Source organism: Marinomonas profundimaris (assembly GCF_000508165.1).
GTDB classification, from domain to species: Bacteria; Pseudomonadota; Gammaproteobacteria; order Pseudomonadales; family Marinomonadaceae; genus Marinomonas; species Marinomonas profundimaris.
The window spans coordinates 23952-47118 of the sequence record NZ_AYOZ01000013.1; the positions used below are offsets into that span (position 1 = coordinate 23952).

19 protein-coding genes are annotated in these 23167 nt (G+C 45.6%); 9 read left to right on the forward strand and 10 right to left on the reverse strand.

Annotation, left to right across the window (positions count from 1 at the left end; translation table 11 throughout):
- Positions 1 to 17: 17 nt before the first annotated feature.
- On the forward strand, positions 18 to 1718 hold the full coding sequence (locus D104_RS27940; RefSeq protein WP_024023963.1) for a putative bifunctional diguanylate cyclase/phosphodiesterase: 1701 nt from the start codon (positions 18 to 20) through the stop codon (positions 1716 to 1718).
- Between the two features lie 152 nt (positions 1719 to 1870).
- On the opposite strand, the gene D104_RS27945 is transcribed toward D104_RS27940, so the two are convergent.
- The 5 genes from D104_RS27945 to D104_RS27965 form a co-directional block, all read right to left on the reverse strand.
- Positions 1871 to 3133 (reverse strand): hypothetical protein, encoded by a 1263-nt coding sequence (locus D104_RS27945; RefSeq protein WP_024023964.1) that lies wholly within the window; start codon positions 3131 to 3133, stop codon positions 1871 to 1873.
- A gap of 67 nt (positions 3134 to 3200) precedes the next feature.
- Positions 3201 to 3905 carry an alpha/beta hydrolase family protein gene (locus tag D104_RS27950; RefSeq protein WP_024023965.1) on the reverse strand — a complete coding sequence of 235 codons (705 nt, stop codon included), beginning with the start codon at positions 3903 to 3905 and terminating at the stop codon, positions 3201 to 3203.
- 109 nt (positions 3906 to 4014) lie between these two features.
- The gene (gene dctP, locus D104_RS27955) at positions 4015 to 5070 is read right to left on the reverse strand and encodes a TRAP transporter substrate-binding protein DctP (RefSeq protein ID WP_024023966.1); all 1056 of its coding nucleotides are present in this window, start codon (positions 5068 to 5070) and stop codon (positions 4015 to 4017) included.
- A gap of 150 nt (positions 5071 to 5220) precedes the next feature.
- Entirely contained in the window at positions 5221 to 6621 is a 1401-nt protein-coding gene (locus D104_RS27960; RefSeq protein WP_024023967.1) for a heavy metal sensor histidine kinase, read from the reverse strand.
- A gap of 19 nt (positions 6622 to 6640) precedes the next feature.
- The gene (locus D104_RS27965) at positions 6641 to 7318 is read right to left on the reverse strand and encodes a heavy metal response regulator transcription factor (RefSeq protein WP_024023968.1); all 678 of its coding nucleotides are present in this window, start codon (positions 7316 to 7318) and stop codon (positions 6641 to 6643) included.
- A 246-nt stretch (positions 7319 to 7564) separates the two neighbouring features.
- Here D104_RS27965 and xylF point away from each other — a divergent pair, with 246 nt between their 5' ends.
- The 5 genes from xylF to D104_RS27990 all read left to right on the forward strand — a co-directional run bounded on the left by xylF (position 7565) and on the right by D104_RS27990 (position 14152).
- Positions 7565 to 8566 (forward strand): D-xylose ABC transporter substrate-binding protein, encoded by a 1002-nt coding sequence (gene xylF / locus D104_RS27970; protein WP_024023969.1) that lies wholly within the window; start codon positions 7565 to 7567, stop codon positions 8564 to 8566.
- Between the two features lie 58 nt (positions 8567 to 8624).
- Complete coding sequence (locus tag D104_RS27975) at positions 8625 to 10154, forward strand: xylose ABC transporter ATP-binding protein (RefSeq protein ID WP_024023970.1); 1530 nt, start codon at positions 8625 to 8627, stop codon at positions 10152 to 10154.
- Entirely contained in the window at positions 10147 to 11277 is a 1131-nt protein-coding gene (locus D104_RS27980) for a sugar ABC transporter permease (protein ID WP_024023971.1), read from the forward strand. The genes D104_RS27975 and D104_RS27980 overlap by 8 nt, the downstream gene beginning before the upstream one ends.
- A gap of 40 nt (positions 11278 to 11317) precedes the next feature.
- Positions 11318 to 12766, forward strand: a complete 1449-nt coding sequence (gene xylB / locus D104_RS27985) for a xylulokinase (protein ID WP_024023972.1) — start codon at positions 11318 to 11320, stop codon at positions 12764 to 12766.
- A gap of 204 nt (positions 12767 to 12970) precedes the next feature.
- A complete protein-coding gene (locus D104_RS27990) occupies positions 12971 to 14152 on the forward strand; it encodes a XylR family transcriptional regulator (RefSeq protein ID WP_024023973.1) in 1182 nt (393 codons plus the stop codon).
- Between the two features lie 99 nt (positions 14153 to 14251).
- Here the strand turns inward: D104_RS27990 and xylA are convergent, their stop codons facing one another.
- Together xylA and D104_RS28000 are read right to left on the reverse strand one after the other, a co-directional pair.
- Entirely contained in the window at positions 14252 to 15571 is a 1320-nt protein-coding gene (xylA, locus tag D104_RS27995; protein WP_024023974.1) for a xylose isomerase, read from the reverse strand.
- Positions 15572 to 15978: 407 nt separating this feature from the next.
- Positions 15979 to 16701: a polyamine aminopropyltransferase gene (locus tag D104_RS28000; RefSeq protein ID WP_024023975.1), complete on the reverse strand. Its 723-nt coding sequence runs from the start codon at positions 16699 to 16701 to the stop codon at positions 15979 to 15981.
- 262 nt (positions 16702 to 16963) lie between these two features.
- Here D104_RS28000 and D104_RS28005 point away from each other — a divergent pair, with 262 nt between their 5' ends.
- From D104_RS28005 to rho, 3 genes are all read left to right on the forward strand, one after another.
- Positions 16964 to 17446 (forward strand): GNAT family N-acetyltransferase, encoded by a 483-nt coding sequence (locus tag D104_RS28005; protein WP_024023976.1) that lies wholly within the window; start codon positions 16964 to 16966, stop codon positions 17444 to 17446.
- Positions 17447 to 17552: 106 nt separating this feature from the next.
- On the forward strand, positions 17553 to 19076 hold the full coding sequence (locus D104_RS28010; protein ID WP_024023977.1) for an FAD-dependent monooxygenase: 1524 nt from the start codon (positions 17553 to 17555) through the stop codon (positions 19074 to 19076).
- A gap of 89 nt (positions 19077 to 19165) precedes the next feature.
- On the forward strand, positions 19166 to 20122 hold the full coding sequence (rho, locus tag D104_RS28015) for a transcription termination factor Rho (protein ID WP_024023978.1): 957 nt from the start codon (positions 19166 to 19168) through the stop codon (positions 20120 to 20122).
- 89 nt (positions 20123 to 20211) lie between these two features.
- On the opposite strand, the gene D104_RS28020 is transcribed toward rho, so the two are convergent.
- The 3 genes from D104_RS28020 to D104_RS28030 form a co-directional block, all read right to left on the reverse strand.
- Complete coding sequence (locus D104_RS28020; protein WP_024023979.1) at positions 20212 to 20640, reverse strand: bactofilin family protein; 429 nt, start codon at positions 20638 to 20640, stop codon at positions 20212 to 20214.
- On the reverse strand, positions 20547 to 21509 hold the full coding sequence (locus D104_RS28025) for a peptidoglycan DD-metalloendopeptidase family protein (RefSeq protein ID WP_024023980.1): 963 nt from the start codon (positions 21507 to 21509) through the stop codon (positions 20547 to 20549). The genes D104_RS28020 and D104_RS28025 overlap by 94 nt, the downstream gene beginning before the upstream one ends.
- Before the next feature lie 284 nt (positions 21510 to 21793).
- Positions 21794 to 22990 carry a DEAD/DEAH box helicase gene (locus D104_RS28030; protein ID WP_024023981.1) on the reverse strand — a complete coding sequence of 399 codons (1197 nt, stop codon included), beginning with the start codon at positions 22988 to 22990 and terminating at the stop codon, positions 21794 to 21796.
- Between the last annotated feature and the right edge of the window lie 177 nt (positions 22991 to 23167).

A 23167-nucleotide genomic window follows, 5' to 3' on the forward strand; every position in this document is an offset into this window, starting at 1 on the left:
ATTTATCAGAGGGAAATATGAATTTATTAATTATAGATGACGATGCAGTCGATCGAATGTCGGCTATCAGAACATTAAAAGATTCCGAGTTACAGCTAGAAACGGTCGATCAAGCCGTTTCAGCAGAAGAAGGGATAAGCCTAGCGTCGATGACGCGCTACGACATCATTTTGCTAGATTATCAGCTCCCAACTCAGAATGGCATTGAAGTGCTGCGTGAATTACGAGGCATTAAAGACTTTGCATCGGCCATCGTGATGTTAAGTCATAGCAGTGATGATGAGCTTGCGCTGATGTGTGTTGAAGCTGGCGCACAAGACTTCATTATGAAGAGTGAAATTACAGCACCTCGGTTGAAAAGAGCGATCCTTATCTCTGCCGAGCGATGTCAGTTAGAAAGACAGGTACGTGAAAGTCATGAAAAATTACGATACTTAGCAGAACAAGACAGTTTGACCGGACTGAGTAATCGTTATTTTTTTGATGTGGCGTTAAAAGACGCACTAATTCAAGCCTGTCGGGATAAAAGTCCACTGGCTTTACTGCTTGTGGATTTGGATAAGTTTAAGCACATCAACGACACTTTTGGTCATGTAGTGGGTGATGACGTGCTTAAAGAAATCGCACGACGACTTAAAGGCGTTATTGATGTTGGCGATAAAATATGTCGATTAGGCGGTGATGAATTTTCAATATTGGTTCATACGTTGGAAAATCCTAATCAAATTCGCTTGATGGTCGATCGTATTATTCAAGCGGTTTCTGCCCCGATGGAAATACAAGGTAAAACGGTACAACTGTCTATGAGTGTTGGGGTGGCAACGTACCCAGAATGCGCGACGGGTGCGGCAGAGTTGATGAAGTGTGCAGATGTGGCAATGTATCGTTCGAAAGGGTTGGGTGGAAAACAAGCTCAGTACTATTCCAAACGTTTCCATAAGCAAGTAGAAAGCCGGATACGCATTGAAAATGACTTAAAAACCGCCATCGAAAAAGATCAATTCATATTATATTACCAACCGCAAGTAGATGCAGAGACCTTTGATATAGTTGGTGTTGAAGCCTTAATTCGATGGGAGCACCCAGAGTTAGGTTTGATTCCTCCTGATGACTTTATTCCCATTGCCGAAGAGTCGGATTACATAAACGAATTAGGACGTTGGGTTCTGCATAAAGCCTGTGAGCAGTTTGGTCAGTGGATGAAATATCCTAACGTGGAGAAAATGACCTTCACCATTGCCGTCAATCTTTCTGCGCGCCAATTAAAAGACACTGGATTAGTCAAATATTTACTGGAATGCATAGAACGCTACCAAATCCCGCCAGAAAAGTTGGAACTCGAATTAACAGAAAGCAGCTTAGAAAGCAGTTTGGTCGCCTTGGCAATGCTTAAAAGCCTATCGGACCTTGGTGTTAAGTTGGCCTTGGACGACTTTGGTACAGGCTATTCGTCTTTATCGCACTTGAATAAATACCCATTCAATATTCTGAAAATTGATAAAAGCTTTGTACAGCACATTGAAAGCGAAGAGGAGGCAAGTCTATTGAAAGCGATTAGTTCGTTTGCTCATTCGTTGAATTACGAAACGGTTGCTGAGGGGGTTGAAACAGAGCTGCAGCGAGATATTTGTTGTCGACTTGGTGTTAAGCGTTTACAAGGCTATCTCTTCTCTCGACCTATTCCACCGGAAGATCTTGAGCGGAATTGGATTAAATAATTCCTCAATCATACTGAGCTAAGTTCTTTGCAGATCTTGGTTGAGTCGTGGTTTGATTTGAATTTTTAACCCAAAGAACCAGTGTCTTTAATAAGATACTGGTTTTTTTGTAGTTGGTTTTTTTGTAGTGAAAAGACAGGCGTAGGTTAACGCTACAGAAAGACGCCATTGACCAAAGAGCAAAGCAACCACATGAAAAGGGCATAATGGGCGCTGTTGGCAACAATGGTTCTTGTGGGAATGTGATAACGGCTGGTCATCAATAAACCGAGTCCGGTTAAGCCGCTGCTGCCTGCCGAAATGGCCCACGCGCTTAAAAACAAAAAGCCCAGTTGAGTCGTATCTGGGTTCAATGGCAATAACATGGGACTGGCGATGGCGATGCTCACCACAGGATGAATGCCAATCACCCCAGCCAAAATCATGCAGGCAAGAACGACTGAAAACAACAGCGCACTAAAAGTGAAATTGTCTAAATTGAAGTATTCCGGATAACTTAGAATGATTGCGCTAATGCCATTTGAAAAAATACCTGCGGCCAAAAATAAAGCAAATTGGCTGCCGATTTGGGGAAGTTTGTGGTTTACAAAGTGCGCTAAACTTTTGCGTCTTGAGTCGGTGCGCATTAACAAAATAGTGGCGCTGGGGGCGAGAATACAAATGAGCACGAGTATGCTGATATCTTGCCAAATGAAATGAAAAAGAATGACCGCTAACGCCAGAAAAAGTGGAATGAACAAACTTTCACGACGAATGGGGAAACCGTGAAAATCGCCTTTTGTTCGATAATAGGCTTCGGCAGTGGTGAAAATAACCGCAATAAATGCCATCGCAAGGCCAGGTACAAGTGTTTTTTGCCATTGCAATCCTGGCGCGTAAATCAAGGCGACGCCTGTGGCGACAAAAAATGGTGACCACCACGCCGCGGCGGCAAAGCTGCGAGTCAGGATCAGTTGTTGAACAGGTGTTAATTTAATGGCGGCTTTCATGCGATCGGCAAACACCATGATCACCGATAAATTAATCACCGCGCCTAACACCTGAACGCTCAGCGTGGTATTAAAAATGGCGCTCAACCCTTTGGGCAACGGTCGGTTTTTATCGGTCGAACTCGTGAGGTCTAAAAAGGACACCGCAACAAACATCGCCAACATGGGCACGTTCACGGCAAACACCTGTTGCCAAGACATCCAGATTCCTTTTGATCCGGCAAACAGTAGTGTCGCGATTCCAATGCCCATTAACCAAGACACTTGGCGTTTTGCGCTGGGTGCTAATGTGTGCCACATCGCAATGTTAGCGGCCCATGCTAGTAGCGTTGGTAGCAACACAGAAATACTTTGCGTAACGGACAGTAAATAAAAGATCAGCGTGCCAAGTACGAACCAACCAGTACACTTTTTAATGGAATCCATGGCGCGAGGTGAATCCTTTCCCAAAGAAGACGATGCTTGTGAGCCGATATACTAAGCCAAATAGCACCTAAAGTAAGTTCTCGCTGAAAAATAAAGTGAGCTTATTCATGGTTTTATCAAGGTGTTGTGACGCGGCACTGTCCTCGATATTTTCTGTGCTTGTGGTCACATGAATGGTTTTATTATGTGTTGTATGAGTTGAGAGATAAGGCAGAATCGTTGCGGAATAGGTGTTTATGTTTCTGTCGGATATTGGTCGAATCCGCAATACGCCAATCGAGTTGTGATCTTCTCCCAAATATTCACGAATAATACTGGCCATGGCACGAATGTCTTCCGAGCGATTAATATCAAGGCTTTTCAGTGCTGCCATGTTCTGACTCGATTCGGACGATGTGCTTTTCGTTTGAATGGCTGTCTTATTCGTCGTTATGATGGTGATGTAGCCGCGTTCTGCGAATCGTCTAGCATACAAAGTTTCTAATGAAAGCGCGTTTTGGTGACTCAGTTGGACAATCACAATGGTCGGATAATGCTGCATTTTATCGACGTTTTCTGGTGTAAAAATAGTAGCGGTGACGTCATTTCCCAAGAAACGATAAGTGACGGGGAAGGCGTGAATTTCGTCATTGATGCTCACCGTTATTTTGTGTTTCGGCGCAAGAGGGTCAGCCGATCGATGGTTCTCTAACAAGTCTGCGCTAACGACATACAGACAAACAAACAGAAAGACAAAGAAAAGAGAGATGGAAATAAAGTGTTTCAAAGACATTTTCTATTTCCTATAGAAAATAAGGACGACGCGTTCGTTGTGATAATTCCTGTACAGATCGCCCTATTCATGCTGATTAGCGGAGGAATAGGGCGAGAATTTTGGTCAATTAATCATTGTATTTTTTTAGGATATCACCAACGCGATCAATGGCATCGATGGCTTTTTCACTGTTGTTTGGTAGCGCTTCTGCCCAACGGCGTTGGTGCGATGCAAAGTCAGACGTGGTGGCCCACGCTTGAATTTCAGCGTCGGTTAGCTCTCTTGCAGAGTTGCCTTCCGCTTCGATGGTGCTAACCATGTCTGCATAGCTTTTATCCATCACATCGCCCAATAATCCGTAAGCGTATTCTGCCGCGCGGTTGAACGCGTGCTGGTCTTTTTTATCAAGCTTTGCCCACACATCGTTATTGATCGCGATAATGTACAAATGGCCTAACCAGAGTTTTTGAGAAATCAGTGAGTGTTTTGCTGTTTTATGCAAATCAAGGTTATAAGCACTGTCGATATTCACCAAAATACCATCCAAATGACCGTCTGATAATGCGTCATAGACTTCTGGGCCCCAGTGCATTCTGACTGGTTCTGCGCCCGCGCTTTTTAGAAAATCTAAATGCCAGAAGCTCGCAGAACGCCATTTCTGATCTTGGATTTGCTGTAAATTAGGCAAAGATTTCGTGCCAAAAAAGCTCGCCGGAAAACCCGTTGAAAGGAAAATAGGGCGAATATTATTGTCGTCTAACTCTTGGTTGAATTCTGGTACTTCATCGTATATTTCACGAAAAAATTTAACTTGTTGGGCGCCAGAAGGGCCAACTGGGAAGCCTTTGAATATTTGATGCAATGGCATTTCTTTGGCTTTGTATTCTGGAACGATAACGCTGATGTCTGTTTTCCCAGAACTCAAGGAAGGCAACGCCTCATAAGCGATGGCCAATTCACCATCCCAATGGGTTTCAATTTTGAGTCGACCATTGGATTCCCTTTCTACCGCAGGGAAAAAAACGTCATTAAGAAAATGCATTCTCATGCCGTTCAACGGTTGGTGGTCGCTGTAAGTCAAAACGGTTGGCGCTTTGGATTGAGCGTGTGTCTGCGCTGTGCCAAATAAAACACAACCAACGGTAACAAGTTTGGCGATGGTCATAATCGAGTGCTTGATCATGGTAATTCCTCAGGACAGTGATTAAATAAAGTAAGAACAAAAAACATTGTCATTAGGTGGTTAGCGAACGAATTCGCAAGGCCACCGCGTGCAATATTTAAGATGTACTCACTTTATCAAAGCGATCATGTCACTAAACTGACGTGTACCTTACTTTTTTGTCAGAATCGAGTGTTCTGGTTGAATGGCCAGCGTGAAACCAAAGGTATTGATTCCATTCTGACTGGTAGCAAACACAGAGCCCTGATGCATTAACGCGACGGCTTTCACAATAGAAAGCCCCAAACCATGGTGAGTTCGGCTGTCGCCTCGGGAAGAGTCAACACGGTAAAACCGTTCAAATAATCGATTGAGGTGAGTGTGTTCGATCGGCGTACCTTGATTGGAAACTGAAATAGAAACATGATGGCTTTGTTTTTCGATGGCAACCACAACGGTGGATTTGACGGTCGCGTATTGCACACAGTTGCCTAACAAATTGGCCAAAGCACGATGAAACAGGCGATGGTCGATACAGGCGACAGCATCGCCTTTTATCTCAACGTGAAGCGCACTTTCTTCTAGTAAGGGTTCCATGTAATCGACGGTTTTTAGGGCCTCTTGCTGTAACGACACCTCGGACGTTTGCGTAGCGGCTTCGCCGGCTTGCGCATGAGACAAAAACAACATGTCATTCACAATGGTTGTCATGCGTTCCAATTCTTCCAAGTTTGAACCGAGCAATTCTTCTAATTCTTCAATGTCGTGTTGATGGGAAAGGCTCAATTGAGTTTGCCCAATAAGATTCGTAAGTGGGGTTCTGAGTTCGTGTGCCACGTCTGCGTTGAAGCTTTCAAGTTGCTGCCATGCGACTTTCTGGCGATCGAGGACGCCATTGAATGACGCCGCCAAGGCAAGTAATTCATTCGGTAGATTTGTGGTGTCTAAACGTTGATCGTAATTCCCCGCCTCCAGCTTTTCGGCTTGTGAACTGAGTCGTTTTACTGGTTTCATGCCCATTCTTGAGATGGCAAAGCCCAGCAAGGCCACCAATAAAATCCCTAAAATACTGATGATAATCAGCGTACGGGTGAACTCATTTAAGGTGCCAACATACGCAGTTGAGTCAATGGAAACGGCAAAACGTAAGGCGGTATTTTCGCCATCAAACGACGTAAATGTAGTGTATAAGTAGCGATCAGACGACAACTCGTTATCGGATGGAATGCGAGTAAAACCGTTGTTAGAAGGAATTTGGCCTAAGTCAGACAAGCTGTTATCGCCCAGTAAAACGGTGGAGTCTGCATCAAAAATCCAATATTTCACTCGACCGCCTTCGGCTTCGGTGAGTTCCGCGAGTTTTTTGTCTAACCGTTGCCAGGCTTCTGGTGATGCACGGGAACCAATCCAAGGTTCAATTAAATTGGCGCGGAATATCAACTCATTGTGCATTTGCTTAGTGAGTGAATCGTCCAGTGATGACCGAAGAAATAGTCCGTAAACGGATAAAATCAACACCGCGCACAAGGCAAACATGACGGATAGTCGGCTGGAAATAGAGGTGGTTTTCATAAATACCTTGGGTTCAATGCTAGGATCTTGCTTCAAGAACGTAACCCATACCACGAACCGTATGGATTAATTTTTCAGTGTAAGGCGAGTCGATTTTGGTTCTGAGTCGTTTTATCGCCACTTCGACGACGTTTGTATCGCTGTCAAAATTCATGTCCCAGACCTGTTCGGCAATCATCATTTTGGACAAGATTTTGCCCTGATTTCTGGCCAACAAACACAACAGTGAAAATTCTTTCGCGGTCAGCTCCAAACGGTCTTCGCCGCGTTTAACTTTTCGTGCTAATAGATCGAGATGCAAATCGTCGATGTTCAGATGCGTGACTTCGGTGCCATCAGTTTGGTTTCTTCTTAATAGCGCCTGAATGCGAGCAACCAGTTCACTTAACGAAAACGGCTTACATAAATAATCATCCGCGCCATGTCGTAATCCTTTTACGCGTTCTTCAACCGACCCTTTTGCAGACAACATAATCACCGGCGTGTTTTTGCTTACCCGAAGTCGGTCTAAAATACCGTAGCCATCTAGACTGGGTAGCATGACATCCAGAATAATCGCGTCGTAATCGTATTCCATTGCAAAGTGTAAACCGTCTAAACCATCGGCCGTGACATCGACATTGAAGCCCAACTCCTTTAATGCACGCTTGACATAAGAGGAGGTTTTTTCTTCATCTTCAATTAAAAGTAATCTCATGCTCATTCCTATTGGGCCGATTGGTGTCGTCTTGTTGCATTATTCTAGTGCTTCGACGCGAACTAAGCATGGACATTTTTCTGACAATATTGTCAGAAAAGAGCGGAAGTGTTTTTTTTGCGAATTTATAAAAAACGCCACACACAAACAAAAAAAGATAATACCCCTTCTAAGAGCATCGATTTACATTCGACTGACTCCATACAGGAGCTCGTTCACTTAATAAAAATAACAAGGAATGACAAGATGAAAAAAATCGTTTCTATGAGTTTACTCGCCACCCTTTGCGCGGCGACTTCACTTCCTGCTTTGGCCGCTGGTGAAAAGATCGGTTTGTTAATGTCTGACTTGCGTTTAGAGCGCTGGCAGAAAGACCGAGACATATTCACTTCCGCAGCAGAAGCCATGGGCGCAAAAGTCTATACCCAATCTGCAAATGGTGACGTCACTACTCAAATCTCCCAAATCGAAAACATGATCTCGCGTGGCGTAGATGTGTTGGTTATCGTGCCTGAAAACGGCGAAGTGCTAGGCAATGTGTTGGCGGAAGCGAAAGCGGAAGGCATCAAAGTCTTGGCGTATGACCGATTGATCAAATTTGCTGACATTGACTTGTATGTGTCTTTTGACAACATCCGAGTGGGTGAGATGCAAGCCGAAGCACTATTGAAAAGAAAACCGACAGGGAATTACTTTTTGATGGGCGGTTCGCCAACCGATAACAACGCAAAAATGTTCCGTCAAGGGCAAATGAACGTGATTCAACCGGCTATTGATGCGAAACAAATTCAGATTGTTGGCGATCAATGGGCAATGGGTTGGTCTGCTGAAGCGGCATTGAACATTATGGAAAATGGTCTAACCGCCAACGCCAATAAAATCGATGCGGTTGTGGCGTCCAACGATTCCACCGCGGGCGGTGCGATTCAAGCGTTAGCGGCTCAAGGTTTGAGTGGCAAAGTGGTTATTTCTGGTCAAGACGCGGATCTCGCTGCCATGCGCCGTATTGTTGCTGGTACTCAAACCATGACGGTGTACAAACCGATTTCTAAACTGGCAACAGCCAGTGCTGAAATGGCGGTTAAACTGGCTCGTGGGGAAAAAATCCAGGTTACAGGTCACGTTAATAACGGCAAGAAAGATGTAGATGCTTTATTGTTAACGCCAATCGCTGTCACTAAAGACAACCTAGATTCCACCGTTATTGCTGACGGTTACCACACACGTAACGCTGTTTACAATCCTTAGTTCATTCCTATTAATGGCACTCGAAAGGGTGCCATTTGCTTTTCATAAAGGTGTAAATATGAAGCAACCATTATTGGACATGCGTGGGATTATAAAAAGTTTCTCCGGTGTCCGTGCATTAAATGGCGTGAGTATCCAGCTTGATCCTGGTGAAGCCTTGTCTATCTGTGGCGAGAATGGTTCTGGCAAATCCACATTGATGAAGGTACTCAGCGGCGTTTGGCCTTTTGGTTCTTATGAAGGCGAAATCTATTTTGAAGGGAATCTCGTCAAGGCATCTAGCATTCGAGATACCGAAGCGCTAGGGATTGTCATTATCCATCAGGAATTGGCACTCGTTAAAGAATTGACCGTCTTAGAAAATATCTTTCTTGGCAACGAACTTGGCTCGTTTGCACGACTCAATGACGAAGAAATGCATCGTCGTACTTCGGAACTTTTGGCACGGGTCAAACTGGATGTATTGCCCGATACGCCTATCAGAGATCTTGGTGTGGGTCAGCAGCAATTGGTCGAGATTGCCAAAGCGTTAAACAAAAACGTGAAGTTATTGATTCTGGATGAACCAACGTCTTCTCTGACCACCACAGAAATCGAGATTCTATTGAACATTGTGAGTGAGCTGAAACAACAGGGCATCGCTTGCATTTATATTTCTCATAAATTGGAAGAAGTGCTGGCCTTATCCAATTGGGTCACAGTGATTCGTGATGGCGACCATATCGACACGCGATCCGCTGAGAATCTGACGCAAAATGACATTATCAGCATGATGGTCGGACGCGAATTAGACGAGCTTTTCCCACGGGAAGAGCACGACATTGGCGACGTCATACTGAAAGTGAATCACGCGACGGCGAAACAAGCCGGTGCCTCGCGTGCTCAAGTAGAAGACGTAAGTTTTGAATTACGGCAAGGTGAAATTCTTGGCATCGCAGGGTTGATCGGTTCTGGTCGAACGGAGCTGATGCAATGTTTGTATGGTTCTTACGATGGTAACTACGAAGCAGAGGTTGAATTGCATGGCGAGTCGTTAGCAATTCGTTCTCAGCGCACAGCGTTAGAAGCCGGTATTGCCATGGTGCCAGAAGACCGAAAGCGTCACGGCATCGTGCCTATTATGAGCGTTGGACGAAACATCACCCTTTCGGTTTTAAGTCAATATTCGTCATGGTTTGGTGCGATCAATGAAGATCAAGAAAGCCAAGACATCGATAATTATATTGCACAACTGAAAGTAAAAACGGCGTCGTCTGAACTGTCTATTAAAAATTTGAGCGGTGGTAATCAGCAAAAAGCCATCATCGCCAAATGTTTATTAACGCATCCCAAAATTTTGATACTAGACGAGCCGACTCGTGGCATTGATGTGGGCGCCAAATACGAAATTTATAAACTGATGTTTGCGCTCGTCAAACAAGGTATGTCGATCATCATGGTGTCGTCTGAATTGTCCGAAGTCATAGGGATCAGTGACCGAGTATTGGTGATGCACGAAGGACGACTAAAAGGTCAATTTGACCATCAAGGTTTGACTCAAGAAATGATAATGAATTGCGCGATCAAAGAGGATACAGCGAATGTTTAAAACAATAAAAACCAGTCAATTACAACTGTTTGCCATGTTGGCGGCCATGTTGTTGATCGTCGTCTTCTTTTCATTTGCGACGGACGGTGCCTTTGTGTCACCGCGAAATATTTCTAACTTAATACGTCAAACGGCCATTGTGGGTGTGTTGGCAATTGGTATGGTGTTCGTGATTATCAGCGCCGAAATCGATTTGTCCGTAGGTTCCATGATGGGCTTATTGGGGGGCATTGCGGCGATTTTGGATGTTTGGTTTCACTTTCCAATTCTATTAACCGTCTTAATCACCGTGGTGTCTGGCTTAGTCTTGGGCTTGTTTAATGGCTGGTGGGTTGCGTATCAAAAAGTGCCATCGTTTATTGTGACCTTGGCCGGAATGTTGGCGTTTCGTGGCATCTTAGTGGGTTTAACCGATGGTGCGACCGTCGCACCAACGTCCAGTTCACTTGCCATTGTTGGGCAAAGTTACATACCTTCCGGTTGGGGCATTAGTGTCGTGGCGTTATTGTGCCTTGGTCTGGTAGCGCGTGTTTATACTCGTCGTCAAGCAAGACAAAAGCACGGTGTGGAAAATCAATCGGCGAAATTTGAATACGCCAAAGCCACGATTGCGGTGTCTGTGTTGATGGGCTTGTTGTTCATCTTGGAAAGCTATCGTGGTATTCCAACGCCAATTTTAATCATGGGCGGGCTAATTCTTATCGCCACTTACGTGGCAAAACGCACCTCATTTGGTCGTCGAGTGTACGCGATTGGTGGCAACATCGAGGCGACTCGCATGTCTGGCGTCAACGTTGAGCGTACCAAGATGTTGGTGTTTGGTTTTAACGGCATGATGGTGGCGGTCGCCGCTTTGATTCTAACCTCTCGTCTTGGCGCGGGTTCGCCAGCAGCTGGTAACATGGCTGAGTTGGATGCAATCGCCGCCTGTGTGATCGGCGGAACCAGTTTAGCTGGCGGTGTCGGTGCGGTATTCGGTGCCATTATGGGCGCACTGATCATGGCGAGTTTGGACAATGGTATGAGTATGTTGGACGTGCCGACGTTTTGGCAATTGATCGTCAAAGGCATGATTTTATTGCTCGCGGTTTGGTTGGACGTTAAGACCAAAAAAGCGCAGTAAGACGGTCTTTCATCATAGCGAATTTATGGATAGGTAATGTATGTATATCGGTATAGATCTCGGCACCTCAGGCGTAAAAGTCATTCTTATGGCGAAAGATGGACACGTCGTGGCGAGCTGCTCGTCACCTCTTTCCGTGTCGCGTCCTTTTGATCTCTGGTCTGAGCAAAACCCAGAAGACTGGTGGCAAGCAACGGATTTGGCCATGTTACAACTGGCTGCAGAAAATAACCTCCAAGAGGTAAAAGCCATTGGCTTATCAGGGCAAATGCATGGCGCGACCTTGCTAGGAAAGCTGGGCGAGGTGTTGCGTCCGGCGATTCTTTGGAACGACGGCCGTTCCTATGAAGAATGTTTGTTGCTGCAAAGGCGTTGTCCAGAAGTGCAATCGATCACGGGGAACTTGGTCATGCCAGGTTTTACCGCTCCGAAATTATTGTGGGTGAAACAGCACGAGCCAGATGTTTTTGCGCAAATTGATAAAGTGTTGCTGCCAAAAGATTATCTGCGTTTTAGGATGACAGGCGAGTTCGCGACGGATGTCTCGGATGCCTCAGGCACGCTTTGGTTGAACATGGAACAACGTGCTTGGAGCGACACCATGTTGCAAGCAACAGGTCTAAATGAACAACAAATGCCAAAGGTGTATGAAGGGACAGAAATCACGGGCACGATTAACGAGGCGTTAGCAAAACGTTGGTCCATGTCGGCTGTGTCTGTGGTGGCGGGTGGTGGGGATAACGCTGCAGGCGCGGTCGGCATGGGGATTATCAAACCGGAAGAAACCATGTTGTCGCTTGGTACGTCAGGCGTAATTTTCTCAGTAAGCGATGGTTTTACAGCGAATCCTGCGGTTGCGTTGCACAGTTTTGGCCATGCGATTCCAAATACATGGCACACCATGTCGGTGATGTTAAGTGCGGCGAGCTGCATTGATTGGGTTACTAAATTGACGCAATTTAACAGTGTGGAAGCCGCATTATTGGCCGCCGAAAACCGTGTTGATCATGCGAGTAACGTGACGTTTTTACCCTATTTAAGTGGGGAAAGAACCCCTCATAATGATGCCAATGCAAAGGGGGTTTTTTGGGGAATGACCCATGAAACTACGCCAGCGGATCTGGTTCATGCGGTGTTAGAAGGCGTGACCTTTGCCTTGCTTGATGGCTTAGACGCCGTGCGCTCGGCTCAGAATATTCATGACAGTATTGATGTGATTGGCGGTGGTGCAAAAAGTACCTATTGGTTGCAATTGCTGGCGGATGTATTTGCTATTCCGATGGATTACCGCGAAGGCGGAGAGGTTGGTCCTGCATTAGGTGCCGCACGATTGGCTGCGATAGGTGATCAAGGTCAGCAGGCGGTAAATGATGTTTGCGTGAAACCGACGTTGATAAAAAGGTATCAGCCAAACTTAGAAAACTCGGCGCGTTATGCGAAAAAACGAGAGCGTTTTCATGATTTATACCAAAGACTAAAAGGTCTTTAATCACGAAAAGCGGTACCGCCTTGTACCGCTTTTTCACTGTTTTACCACGGTGTTTTTTTCCTCCCCTTTCCCTTCCCGATGGTCTGTGTATTCAAAATTACGATTTTTATTAATTTGTTTCTGATTTTTGCTATTCCCTAGGACGGCTGAACCTTCTGAGGTTATGATTCTGATCGTAAAAATAAAAATTAGAGACGCTTTTGTATGTTTGAAAAACGCTACCGCCTTAACCTTGTGTTCAATGCCAATAAAGTCTACGACCGACAAGTCATTGAAGGCATCGGCGAATACCTGCAAGCCGCGCAATGCGATTGGGATGTGTACTTTGAAGATGACTTTCGCCATCGTTTGGATGGTTTAAACCATTGGAAGGGCGACGGCATTATTGCCGACTTTGATAACCCTGAAGTAGAAGCACTGTTAAGAAATACCGACATTCCGACCGTCGCCGTGGGCGGTTCTTATCATCATAAAAATGATTATCCTCGTTTACCATATGTCGCAACAGACAACGCCGCGTTAGTGAAATGCGCGTATGAGCATTTAAAGCGCAAAGGTCTGCCGCAGTTCGCGTTTTATGGTGTGCCAAGCACAGACTACAGTCGTTGGGCGAGCGAGCGCGAACACGCATTTATCGAGCAAGTGGGTTCTGATGGTTTTGAACCCCATGTTCACCAAGGCTTGTTTACCACTGCAGAGCTTTGGGAAACAGCGCAACATGATCTAGAAACGTGGCTGCAAGGGCTGCCTAAGCCGATTGGTATTGTCGCGGTGACGGATTCCCGCGCGCGTCACTTACTGCAAGCCTGTGACCATTTGAACATTATGGTGCCGGAGCAGGTTGCTATTGTCGGGATCGACAATGAAAACATGGCGCGCTATTTAAATCGCACCGCGCTGTCTTCTGTCGAACAAGGCTGCAAGCAAATGGGCTATGAAGCCGCGAAGATGCTGCATCGCATGTTGCTGGGTTACCCTGTGGAAGACTCGTTGGTGGTGGTCGATCCGATTGGTGTAGAAGAAAGGCAGTCGTCTGACTATCGAGCGTTGCGCGATCCTTATGTGATTCAAGCCATGCATTTTATACGTCATAACGCCTGTCGAGGTGTGAAAGTCGCGCAAGTGGTGGATTACATAGGCATTTCCAGAACCAACCTAGAAACTCGCTTTATCGACGAGATCGGCTGCTCCATGCATGAGCAATTGCACATGACCAAGTTTTATCGAGCGTGCGAATTGATCACCTCGACCAATCTCCCATTTGACGAAATCGCCCGCACTTGCGGTTATCCTTCCGTGCAATACATGTACACTGTGTCGCGGAAAAACTTAGGCATGACGCCAGGGGAATACAGAGTGTCGTCACGGCTTGGTAAAGACGCTTAATGCATTTGAAAAATAAATGAGACGATAATATCAAGCATAAAAAAACACAGGTCAGTGTCACTGGCCTGTGTTTTTTATTTTGTACTGAATGTTTCGGTGTTATTTATAGATAAAACCGTTCACTACATTTTCTAGCATTTCTTGACGGCCAGAAACGGCTTTAGGGTCAAGATTATTTTTCTCTGCGTAAGCCGCAAGGTCTTGCAAAGTATGCTTGCCAGCTAAAATGTCTGCACCCAAAGAGTCGTTCCATTTCGCATAGCGTTGATCGACCATTTTCGACAAGCTTTCGTCTTCGATCATTTTCACTGCGCGTTCTAATGACAGCGCCAAGGTATCCATGGCTCCAATATGACCGTGAAATAAATCTTCCAGATCCATCGACTGACGGCGCAGTTTGGTGTCAAACATGTAGCCGCCGTTTTGGAAACCGCCGTTTTTCAGAATCTCATACGTCACCAATGTGTATTCTTCTACGCTGGTCGGGAATTGGTCTGTATCCCAGCCTAATTGCGCGTCGCCTTGGTTGGCATCGACTGAGCCGAGAAGACCCAAAGAGCATGCAGTGGCGATTTCATGATGGAAACTGTGACCCGCTAATGTGGCGTGGTTGGCTTCAATGTTGACCTTGATCTCTTTTTCAAGACCAAACTCTTTCAAGAAACCGTACACCGTCGCGGTATCGTAATCGTACTGATGTTTGGTTGGCTCAGCCGGTTTTGGTTCGATCAATAAGGTGCCTTTGAAACCGATTTTGTATTTATGTTCAACCACCATTTGCATGAAACGACCAAGTTGGGCGCGTTCACGTTTCAAATCGGTATTTAGTAGGGTTTCATAACCTTCACGACCGCCCCACAAGACATAGTTTTGCCCGCCTAATGCTTTGGTCGCATTCATCGCATGAAACACCTGAGTCGCCGCGTAAGCGAAGATCTCTGGGTTCGGATTTGACGCCGCGCCAGACATGTATCTTGGGTTGGAAAAGGCATTTGCCGTCCCCCATAAAAGCTTCACGCCAGTAGCTTCTTGCTTAGCTTGAAGGACATCGACCATTTCTGCGAAGTTGTTAATGTATTCTTTTAACGAACGGCCTTCTGGGCTGACATCAATGTCGTGAAAGCTGTAATAAGAAATGCCCAATTTTGTGAAGAATTCAAACGCCGCATCGGCTTTTAGCTTCGCTGCGTCCATTTCGGATGCCGCTTTATACCAAGGTCGATCAAAGGTATTTGCCCCAAAGACATCGCTTCCTTGCCAACAGAAATTGTGCCAATAACAGGCCGCCATTCTCAAATGCTCTGCCATGGTTTTGCCCATTAGCACCTTATTCGCATCGTAATGTTTGAAAGCAAAAGGGTTAGTTGAATTTGCGCCTTCGTATTTTACAAATGGCACTGTCTTAAAAAATTCGCTCATATCAGAACTCCTGACTGTTGTTATTTTTGTCCCTACGAATGATTGGTTTTTTGAGCGATTGCTTCAATTACGAAATTTCTTGAGGGCGTTATTGAATTTGTTGAGGAGGCTTGTTGAACAGTATTAGCTGATGAACTCAAAGGCTCTATGTTTGAACTTCTTAAGGATTTAACTGAGCTCCAGAATGTCACTGTCGATCCAGAGCTAGAGACTATTGTTTAGCCGAATGGCGCAGATTTAGCACCAGAGTTTTTAAAGGCATTGCAGAGCAAGCAGATAAATTTGTGCTAAATAATAATTTTATCCCGCTTAAAAGTTGTCCCTGCTTGGGGTGTTATGCCTAGAAGGTAATGATGGAATCGATATACGAAATAATACAGAACAACCCCGAGTATCTTGTGTGGGCATTACCCCTTCACACAAACATACACTGAGTTGGTCGATTGTCCGCCTTGAAACGGGTTATCGAATGACACTAGGTGTGAATCGACGTTCTGAAATACGGTTTTTAGCAATTCAATGAAGTTGTTTTCTGGTGGGTTTTGCGACCACATGGCGAATACACCGTTTGGTTTCAGTTGTTCTGCCATGCGTGATAGGTTTTCTGTGGTGTAGAAACCGGCGTTGCTTGGGTTTAGGTATTCGGTAGGGGAATGGTCGATGTCGAGCAAGATAGCATCGAACTTTTTACCAGCATGGCTTGGGTCAAATCCAGTACTAGGGTCTGTGGCGAGGTCGAAAAAGCTGCCCAAAATATAACGGTTGCGTTTGTCTGCGTTGAGTATTTTTCCCAGTGGAACGAGCTCTTTTTGATGCCAGCTGATGACGGTGTCTAACGCATCAACCACAAGCAGCTCGGTAATACGTTCGTCTTCTAACGCAGCCACGGCGGTGTAACCTAAGCCCAATCCACCGACAACCACACTCAAGTTATCGCCTTGTACTTGCGCTAAGCCAAGGGTGGATAACGCTTCTTCTGCATCGACAAACATGCTCGACATCAGAAATTCTTCGCCCAGTTTTACTTCGTAGATATCTCTGTCGCCAAACGCGGGGATGCGACGTCTGCGCAGGGAAATTTCACCTAAAGGGGATTCTTGGCTGTCGATTTCTTCGAACAATAACGGCATGATTGGGGTGTCCTAATAGCATGAGAGTTGATACGAGCGACCTTCTTGGAAAAGCCTGGTGTTGGTGCTTTTTCCGTTGGCGATTTTAAGGAATAATCGGCTTTGAAATCGGTCGTGTTCGTATTTGATTTTCCGTATTTTACAACAGCTACTTATCAATAAGCTGATAGCAGTCTAAAAAAACCTTCTTTTATTCAAAAATTAATGAATACTTGAAACATTACAGTAGGATTCCCCCCAACCTTACGTGAATGGAGTCATTATGCCTTTACTAGTTCCCATGTCTAAACCGTTTTTTTCATCCTACATTGAAGAATTGATCGTGCAGTATGCAAAAGAAAATGTCGAATCAGGCCGATGGCAGAAAGCGGGGTCCTTAACGCGCTCCCGACGTGATACAGAGCGATTGTTGCCACTTGGTATCGAGACGGAAAACAACCATTTTTTTGAAATGAAAGTGCCAGACGTGCATGAGTCGGTTGGCAGCATATGGTTGTCGCTTGAAAACAGTGCGACCACGGGCACGGTTTTCATTTATGATTTAGAAATTAAGCAGGAATATCGCCGAAAGGGTTATGCCAAGCTTGCCCTGAAGGAAATCGAAGAATTTGCCGCGACACACAATATTGTCAATATTGGCTTGCATGTCTTTTCTAACAACGAAGCGGCTCAAACGCTTTACGCCGACATGGGATTTCAAACCGTGAGTCTGAATATGGTGAAGAGGCTTGAGCCATCTCATTAATATTTGTATAAAAAATAGTTAAAAAAACGGTCTAAACCTGCGCTCTAAAATAGGCATTCTGCAAAGAAGAGCCATCAAAATCCAGTTCAATAAAGAAGTGAGTACATTGGAACATCAAGAAGGTTGTTGGGCGGTTTGTCCTGAATGTTTGGGGCTCGGTAAAAAGAGCCGAAAGCTGCGCAAGAAAGTGAAGCTGCGTTACCAGAAAGCATTGGACGCGTTCGAAAAATCGAATGGTGAAGGGCTTGCTCCTGTTCGTCCGCAAGGCCATCTTGAAGACTGTGTGAAATGCGCGGGTTCTGGCTTGCTTGCTATGGCGACTTTCCCGGTTGCCGATACAGAAAACTTCCCACATGTTGCGATTGTTGGTGGCGGTATTGGCGGTGTGGCGCTGGCCGTGGCGTGTTTGCACCGTGGTATTCCCTTTACGCTCTATGAGCGCGATAGCGGTTTTGAAGCCCGTTCTCAGGGTTATGGATTGACGTTGCAGCAAGCCACTAAAGCGGTTGAAGGCTTGGGCTTGTTTTCATTAGAAGCGGGCGTGGTGTCTACTCGTCATTTGGTTCATACCACACAAGGCGAAGTGGTCGGCGAATGGGGCATGCGCAAGTGGATGCAGTCCGATGAGCAAACGCCGCAGAAATTGTCTTCGTCGAAACGTACCAATGTTCACATCGCGCGTCAGTCTTTGCGTTTAGCCTTGCTTGGTCAGTTAGACGGTCAGTTGAATGATCCATTAGGCGATCAAGTGCGCGTGCAATGGAATCATCAATTGGTGGATTTCAAAGAAACAGAAGCCGACGGTGTTGAGCTGATGTTTCATGTGAAGAATCCACAAAAGGGTTCGGTAAACGAAGAGCGCAAAGTTGTTAAGGCCGATTTATTGGTCGGTGCCGATGGCATCCGCAGCGTGGTTCGAAAACAACTGATTGGTGAAAAGACAACACCGCTGCGTTATTTAGGCTGTATTGTGATTCTCGGCATTTGTCCGTTAAAAGATCTGAATGGGTTTGAGAGCGATTTGCTGGATTCAGCCACGGTTTTTCAAACCGCCAATGGCAATGAACGAATTTACATCATGCCGTATGACGCGGAATCTGTGATGTGGCAATTGAGTTTCCCCATGCCCGAAGAGGACGCGAAAGCGCTGAGTGCGCAAGGCGTGACGGCATTGAAAGAAGAAGCGTGCAAACGTACGCAATGGCACGATCCGATTCCTCAGATCTTAGCGGCCACGTTAGAAACGCATATATCAGGTTACCCTGTGTACGACCGTACTTTGTTGGACGCGGCATTATTGGCGAAAGGCAAAAGCATTACCTTGATAGGCGATGCGGCGCATCCAATGAGCCCATTTAAAGGTCAAGGGGCGAATCAAGCATTATTAGACGCGCTGGCATTGGCTCGAAGCATCACCAAAGGTTGTCAGCCGCCGTCTGAGTGGCAGGAAGATTGGCGAAAAATCGGCATTAGAGACAGTGTGTTAACAGATTTTGAAGCCGAAATGTTAGCGCGCAGTGCGGTCAAGGTAAAAGGGTCGGCCGAGGCGGCAGAATTCTTGCATTCTGATGTTGTGCTCCATGAAGGCAATGAACCAAGAGGGCGCTGTCTAAATCGAAATGAAGGGTGATGACGGAATCATTAGCACGATCGCCTTCGTGGTCGGCTGTAAATATCACCTATTTTAAAATCACTTTATAAGAGCCATTGGTCAATATTATGACGAGAAAAATACTCAGCCTGAAAGGCAAGAGATCAAAAGACGTAGAACCTGAGCCGCAGGCGGTTGAAGATCCGTTTTCTAATGATCCTATTAAACGTTTTATGAATGGCGTTGTGATTCATCCTGCGCCTTGTATTCGATTAGAGTCGGGTTCTAATCAGCTTTCAATGCGTGCAATGGATCTGATCTCGCCAATTGGAATGGGCCAACGTGGGTTGATTGTTGCCCCGCCGGGATCGGGTAAAACCACCACGCTGAAGCATATTTGTCAGGCAGTGAGTAACGCGTACCCTGCGATCAAACTCTACGCTTTGCTGATTGATGAACGACCAGAAGAAGTGACCGATTTCAAACGCAGTGTTTTGGCGGAGGTTCACGCTTCATCTTCGGACGAAAGTTACACACAACACGTTAAAGTCGCTGATGAGCTGCTTGAAAAAGCACGTAAAGAAGCAGGCGAAGGTCACGATGTGATGATCGTGATTGATTCTCTCACACGGCTTTCTCGAGTTCATAATGCGGGACAAAAAAGCAGCGGGCGTACCATGTCTGGCGGGCTAGACACCCGAGCCTTAGAAATACCGCGAAAGTTGTTTGGTGCCGCGAGAAACATTGAAAACGGCGGATCGCTGACGATCCTCGCGACCATCTTGGTTGATACGGGCAGTCGGATGGATCAGGTGATTTTTGAAGAGTTCAAGGGCACGGGTAATATGGAGGTGGTGTTGTCGCGCGATGTGGCGAGTCATCGTATTTTCCCTGCGTTGGACATTGCGAAAAGCGGTACGCGCCGTGAAGAACTGTTGATTGATGCCAAAGACATTGAAAAGGTAAGGGCATTGCGCCGATCGTTGACGGATCTTAAGCCTGTTGATGGTACGAAGCAGCTGGTGGATCTGCTCAATGAGTTTCCGACCAATGCTGAGCTGTTGAAGGTGTTTTCACCGGCATAACTGTTAAGTGCTTTGGACGGTAACATAAAAAAGGGCTTGGATTTCTTACAGGATAGTGTAAGACGCTCAAGCCCTTTTTTCATTTGATATTACAGCGGTGGATCGTTGCTGATTAAATTGATGTTGTCTGTTAGGTCGGGTATGTCTTCTTGTATCGAGACGGTTGCTTCGGACGGGTTGGTTACCCCCATAAACTTACCGCCAGCTTCAATGCTTAGATTGTCGCTAAAGACGGTTCCGCTAACGTGACCACAGCTTAAAATTTCAATGCGTGTGGCGTGACAAATACCTTCAAAATGGCCGTTTATGATCAGGTGTTCAGTGATGATTTCACCCACGACATTACCTGATGCGCTAATTTTTATTTGGTTAGCGGCTTTAATTTGGCCTTCAACTTGTCCATCAATTTGCAGCTGATTCGCTACTATAAGGTGCCCGTTAATTGTGCAGCCTTCTGCGATGAGAGTTGTAGTTGATGACTGACTCTTAACTCTATTTTGCCCACCAAAGATTCCCATCCTATCCCTCTTACATTTTTGAAAATTGCATCAAAGTTATCCATATCCCAATCCAAAAATGATTTTGGATCTAACGGGCGTCCTACAAACCTTACTTCATAGTGAAGATGTGGCCCAGAAGTTAATCCACTGTTTCCTGAATAAGCGATCAAATCGCCTTTTTTAACAAAGTCGCCTTTGCTCACGACAAACTTGCTTAAATGCGAATACGAGCTTGAGAATCCGTAAGAGTGCAGTATACGAAGAAAGTTGCCAGAGCCTTTGTTGCTTGGGCGTACGGCTTCGATCGCACCATCCGCTGGCGCATAAATTGGGGTGCCAGTGTTTACGGCAAAATCTTGTCCACGGTGATACTTCATTATGCCCGTTACAGGATGGATACGTTTTCCATAGCCTGACGAGGTTCTTGCGTTTTTGACTGGCGGCCCGCTTGGAATTTGCGTCAACATGGCCACTCGAATCGAGGAGTTGATGGTGGCGGTGTCTAAGCGTGATTCAAGCTCGTCGCGGTTGTTTTCTTCGCCACTATTGCTTTCCATGCCGAGAAGATTTTCTAAATCCCCCAATCGATCCGACACCAATTGCATGCGCTCTTCACGTTCCGATAAATCTTGTTCCAAGCTTACTTTTAGCGCGGTTAGCGAGGTTATTTCTCTGCTTAACGAGGTGGATTTGTCTTCCAGCTCGCGCAATTTTAATTTTGAAAATTCAGCATCATTGAGTAAATAATAGATGATTCCGGCCGCAAGCAAGATAGACAGCAAAATAATGCCGCTAGCCACTTTAAAGGTATGGCGCGTTTTCTTTCCAAAGCTAAAGTGCTTTGTGCCATGAATTGAAGAAACGGATACTGTTACATTGTCTTTCATCGCTTTGCTTTCTAACCAACATCGTATTTTTATTTAGGGGTATAACATACTATCTAGGTTTGTGTGTTTTTGTAACTTAAAATTCAGTTAATACGGTCGGCATGAAGCAATAAAGGGCGAGGTTAAAAACCACGGAGAATCGTGAGAAAAAACAAAAGGATCGGATCGAAGGGGATTTTTCATAAAGCTATATAAAGAAACGCCCTTCGAACACGGTATAAATGGCTGTGTTCAAAGGGCGATTTAACGAAGGTTAAGCTAGAACTCGTCGTTGAACGAGTTACTTAACGGTTTGCTTTACGCACGTAATTTAAGATAGAAACCGGCACGACTTTTCTGACTGGAAAACCGGCAATCTCTTTACGGACGATAATGTGTTTTAAGCGGCTTTCAATGGCGATTAGGTTTTTAAAGTCCCCCATGGCAACAAAAGAAATCGCTTCACCTGCAGCGCCAGCACGGCCAGTACGACCAATACGGTGAACGTATTCTTCTGGCTTAAACGGTAGGTCGTAATTCACGACGCGACTCAGTTCACCAATATCGATACCACGTGCGGCAACGCCTGTTGCGACAAGGTACTTGAGCTTGCCAGATTTGAAATCGGCAAGGATTTTTTCACGCATGGCTTGGCTTCGATCCCCATGAATGGAATCGGCTTCAATGCCACGTTTGGCAAGCTGGGCAACCAGTTTGGCCGCACCGTGTTTTTTCTCGATAAAAATAAGCGCCTGATCCCATTCTTGTTCTTTAATCAAATGGCTCAATAAGGCAGATTTTGTGTCTTTATCGACGGTGATTAACCATTGTTTGATATTCGGCGCGGTTTTGCTTTTTGGCGATATGGTGATTTCTTCGGCTTGGTCGCTGACTTTGCTGTCGGAAAATTCATTTGCCAGCGCGCGAACGCTGTCTGTCATGGTCGCAGAAAATAAGAGATTTTGGCGACGCTCTGGTAGACGATCCAGAATTTTGTACAGATTCTCGGCAAAGCCCATGTCGATCATTCTGTCGGCTTCATCCAACACTAAAACTTCCAGTTCATCAAAGTGCAATGCACGCTGATGCGCTAGATCTAGCAATCGACCTGGTGTGGCAACAAGAATATCAACGCCTTCAATCAGACGTTCTTTTTGTGCTTCCATGTCTACGCCACCATAAACGGCCATAGAGGTCAGTTTTAAGTGTTTGCTGTACAGAGCAACATTGGCTTCCACTTGCACCGCTAATTCGCGTGTTGGCGTTAGAATCAGTGCGCGGATGCGTTTACCGCGTAATGTGCCGACTTTATTGAATCGCTCAAGTGTGGGTAGCACAAACGCTGCGGTTTTACCGGTGCCGGTTTGCGCGGTCGCAATAAGGTCTTTGCCCGAAAGAATGATAGGAATGGCTTGTTCTTGTACAGGCGTCGGTTTTTTGTAACCGAGTTCTTTGATCGCTTTAACGATAGGACTTGATAATCCTAATTTTGAAAATGGCATAAGGAGCTCTGACAGATTGTCGTAAGGGGTGCTTTAAGGAGCGTCTTAAGGCTTACCGTAAGACGAATGCGCGCAGTATAGCGCAAAAGCCTGTGTTTGTTGCTCTAAGCGCATTAAAAACATTTTTGTCATGGGTTGAGTGAATGATCTAGAGTCCGTTCAAATCCGTTGCGCCGC

Coding starts and splice junctions, on each gene's coding strand:
- D104_RS28000 (WP_024023975.1), bottom strand. CDS start 16,701: ATGCCGTTATTGTTCGAAGAAATCGACAGCCAAGAATCCCCTTTAGGT.
- D104_RS27960 (WP_024023967.1), bottom strand. CDS start 6,621: ATGAAAACCACCTCTATTTCCAGCCGACTATCCGTCATGTTTGCCTTG.
- D104_RS28030 (WP_024023981.1), bottom strand. CDS start 22,990: ATGCCATTTTCAAAATTAGGATTATCAAGTCCTATCGTTAAAGCGATC.
- D104_RS28005 (WP_024023976.1), top strand. CDS start 16,964: ATGCCTTTACTAGTTCCCATGTCTAAACCGTTTTTTTCATCCTACATT.
- xylB (WP_024023972.1), top strand. CDS start 11,318: ATGTATATCGGTATAGATCTCGGCACCTCAGGCGTAAAAGTCATTCTT.
- D104_RS27965 (WP_024023968.1), bottom strand. CDS start 7,318: ATGAGATTACTTTTAATTGAAGATGAAGAAAAAACCTCCTCTTATGTC.
- xylF (WP_024023969.1), top strand. CDS start 7,565: ATGAAAAAAATCGTTTCTATGAGTTTACTCGCCACCCTTTGCGCGGCG.
- D104_RS27940 (WP_024023963.1), top strand. CDS start 18: ATGAATTTATTAATTATAGATGACGATGCAGTCGATCGAATGTCGGCT.
- D104_RS27950 (WP_024023965.1), bottom strand. CDS start 3,905: ATGTCTTTGAAACACTTTATTTCCATCTCTCTTTTCTTTGTCTTTCTG.
- D104_RS27980 (WP_024023971.1), top strand. CDS start 10,147: ATGTTTAAAACAATAAAAACCAGTCAATTACAACTGTTTGCCATGTTG.
- D104_RS27945 (WP_024023964.1), bottom strand. CDS start 3,133: ATGGATTCCATTAAAAAGTGTACTGGTTGGTTCGTACTTGGCACGCTG.
- rho (WP_024023978.1), top strand. CDS start 19,166: ATGACGAGAAAAATACTCAGCCTGAAAGGCAAGAGATCAAAAGACGTA.
- D104_RS27990 (WP_024023973.1), top strand. CDS start 12,971: ATGTTTGAAAAACGCTACCGCCTTAACCTTGTGTTCAATGCCAATAAA.
- dctP (WP_024023966.1), bottom strand. CDS start 5,070: ATGATCAAGCACTCGATTATGACCATCGCCAAACTTGTTACCGTTGGT.
- D104_RS27975 (WP_024023970.1), top strand. CDS start 8,625: ATGAAGCAACCATTATTGGACATGCGTGGGATTATAAAAAGTTTCTCC.
- xylA (WP_024023974.1), bottom strand. CDS start 15,571: ATGAGCGAATTTTTTAAGACAGTGCCATTTGTAAAATACGAAGGCGCA.
- D104_RS28020 (WP_024023979.1), bottom strand. CDS start 20,640: ATGGGAATCTTTGGTGGGCAAAATAGAGTTAAGAGTCAGTCATCAACT.
- D104_RS28025 (WP_024023980.1), bottom strand. CDS start 21,509: ATGAAAGACAATGTAACAGTATCCGTTTCTTCAATTCATGGCACAAAG.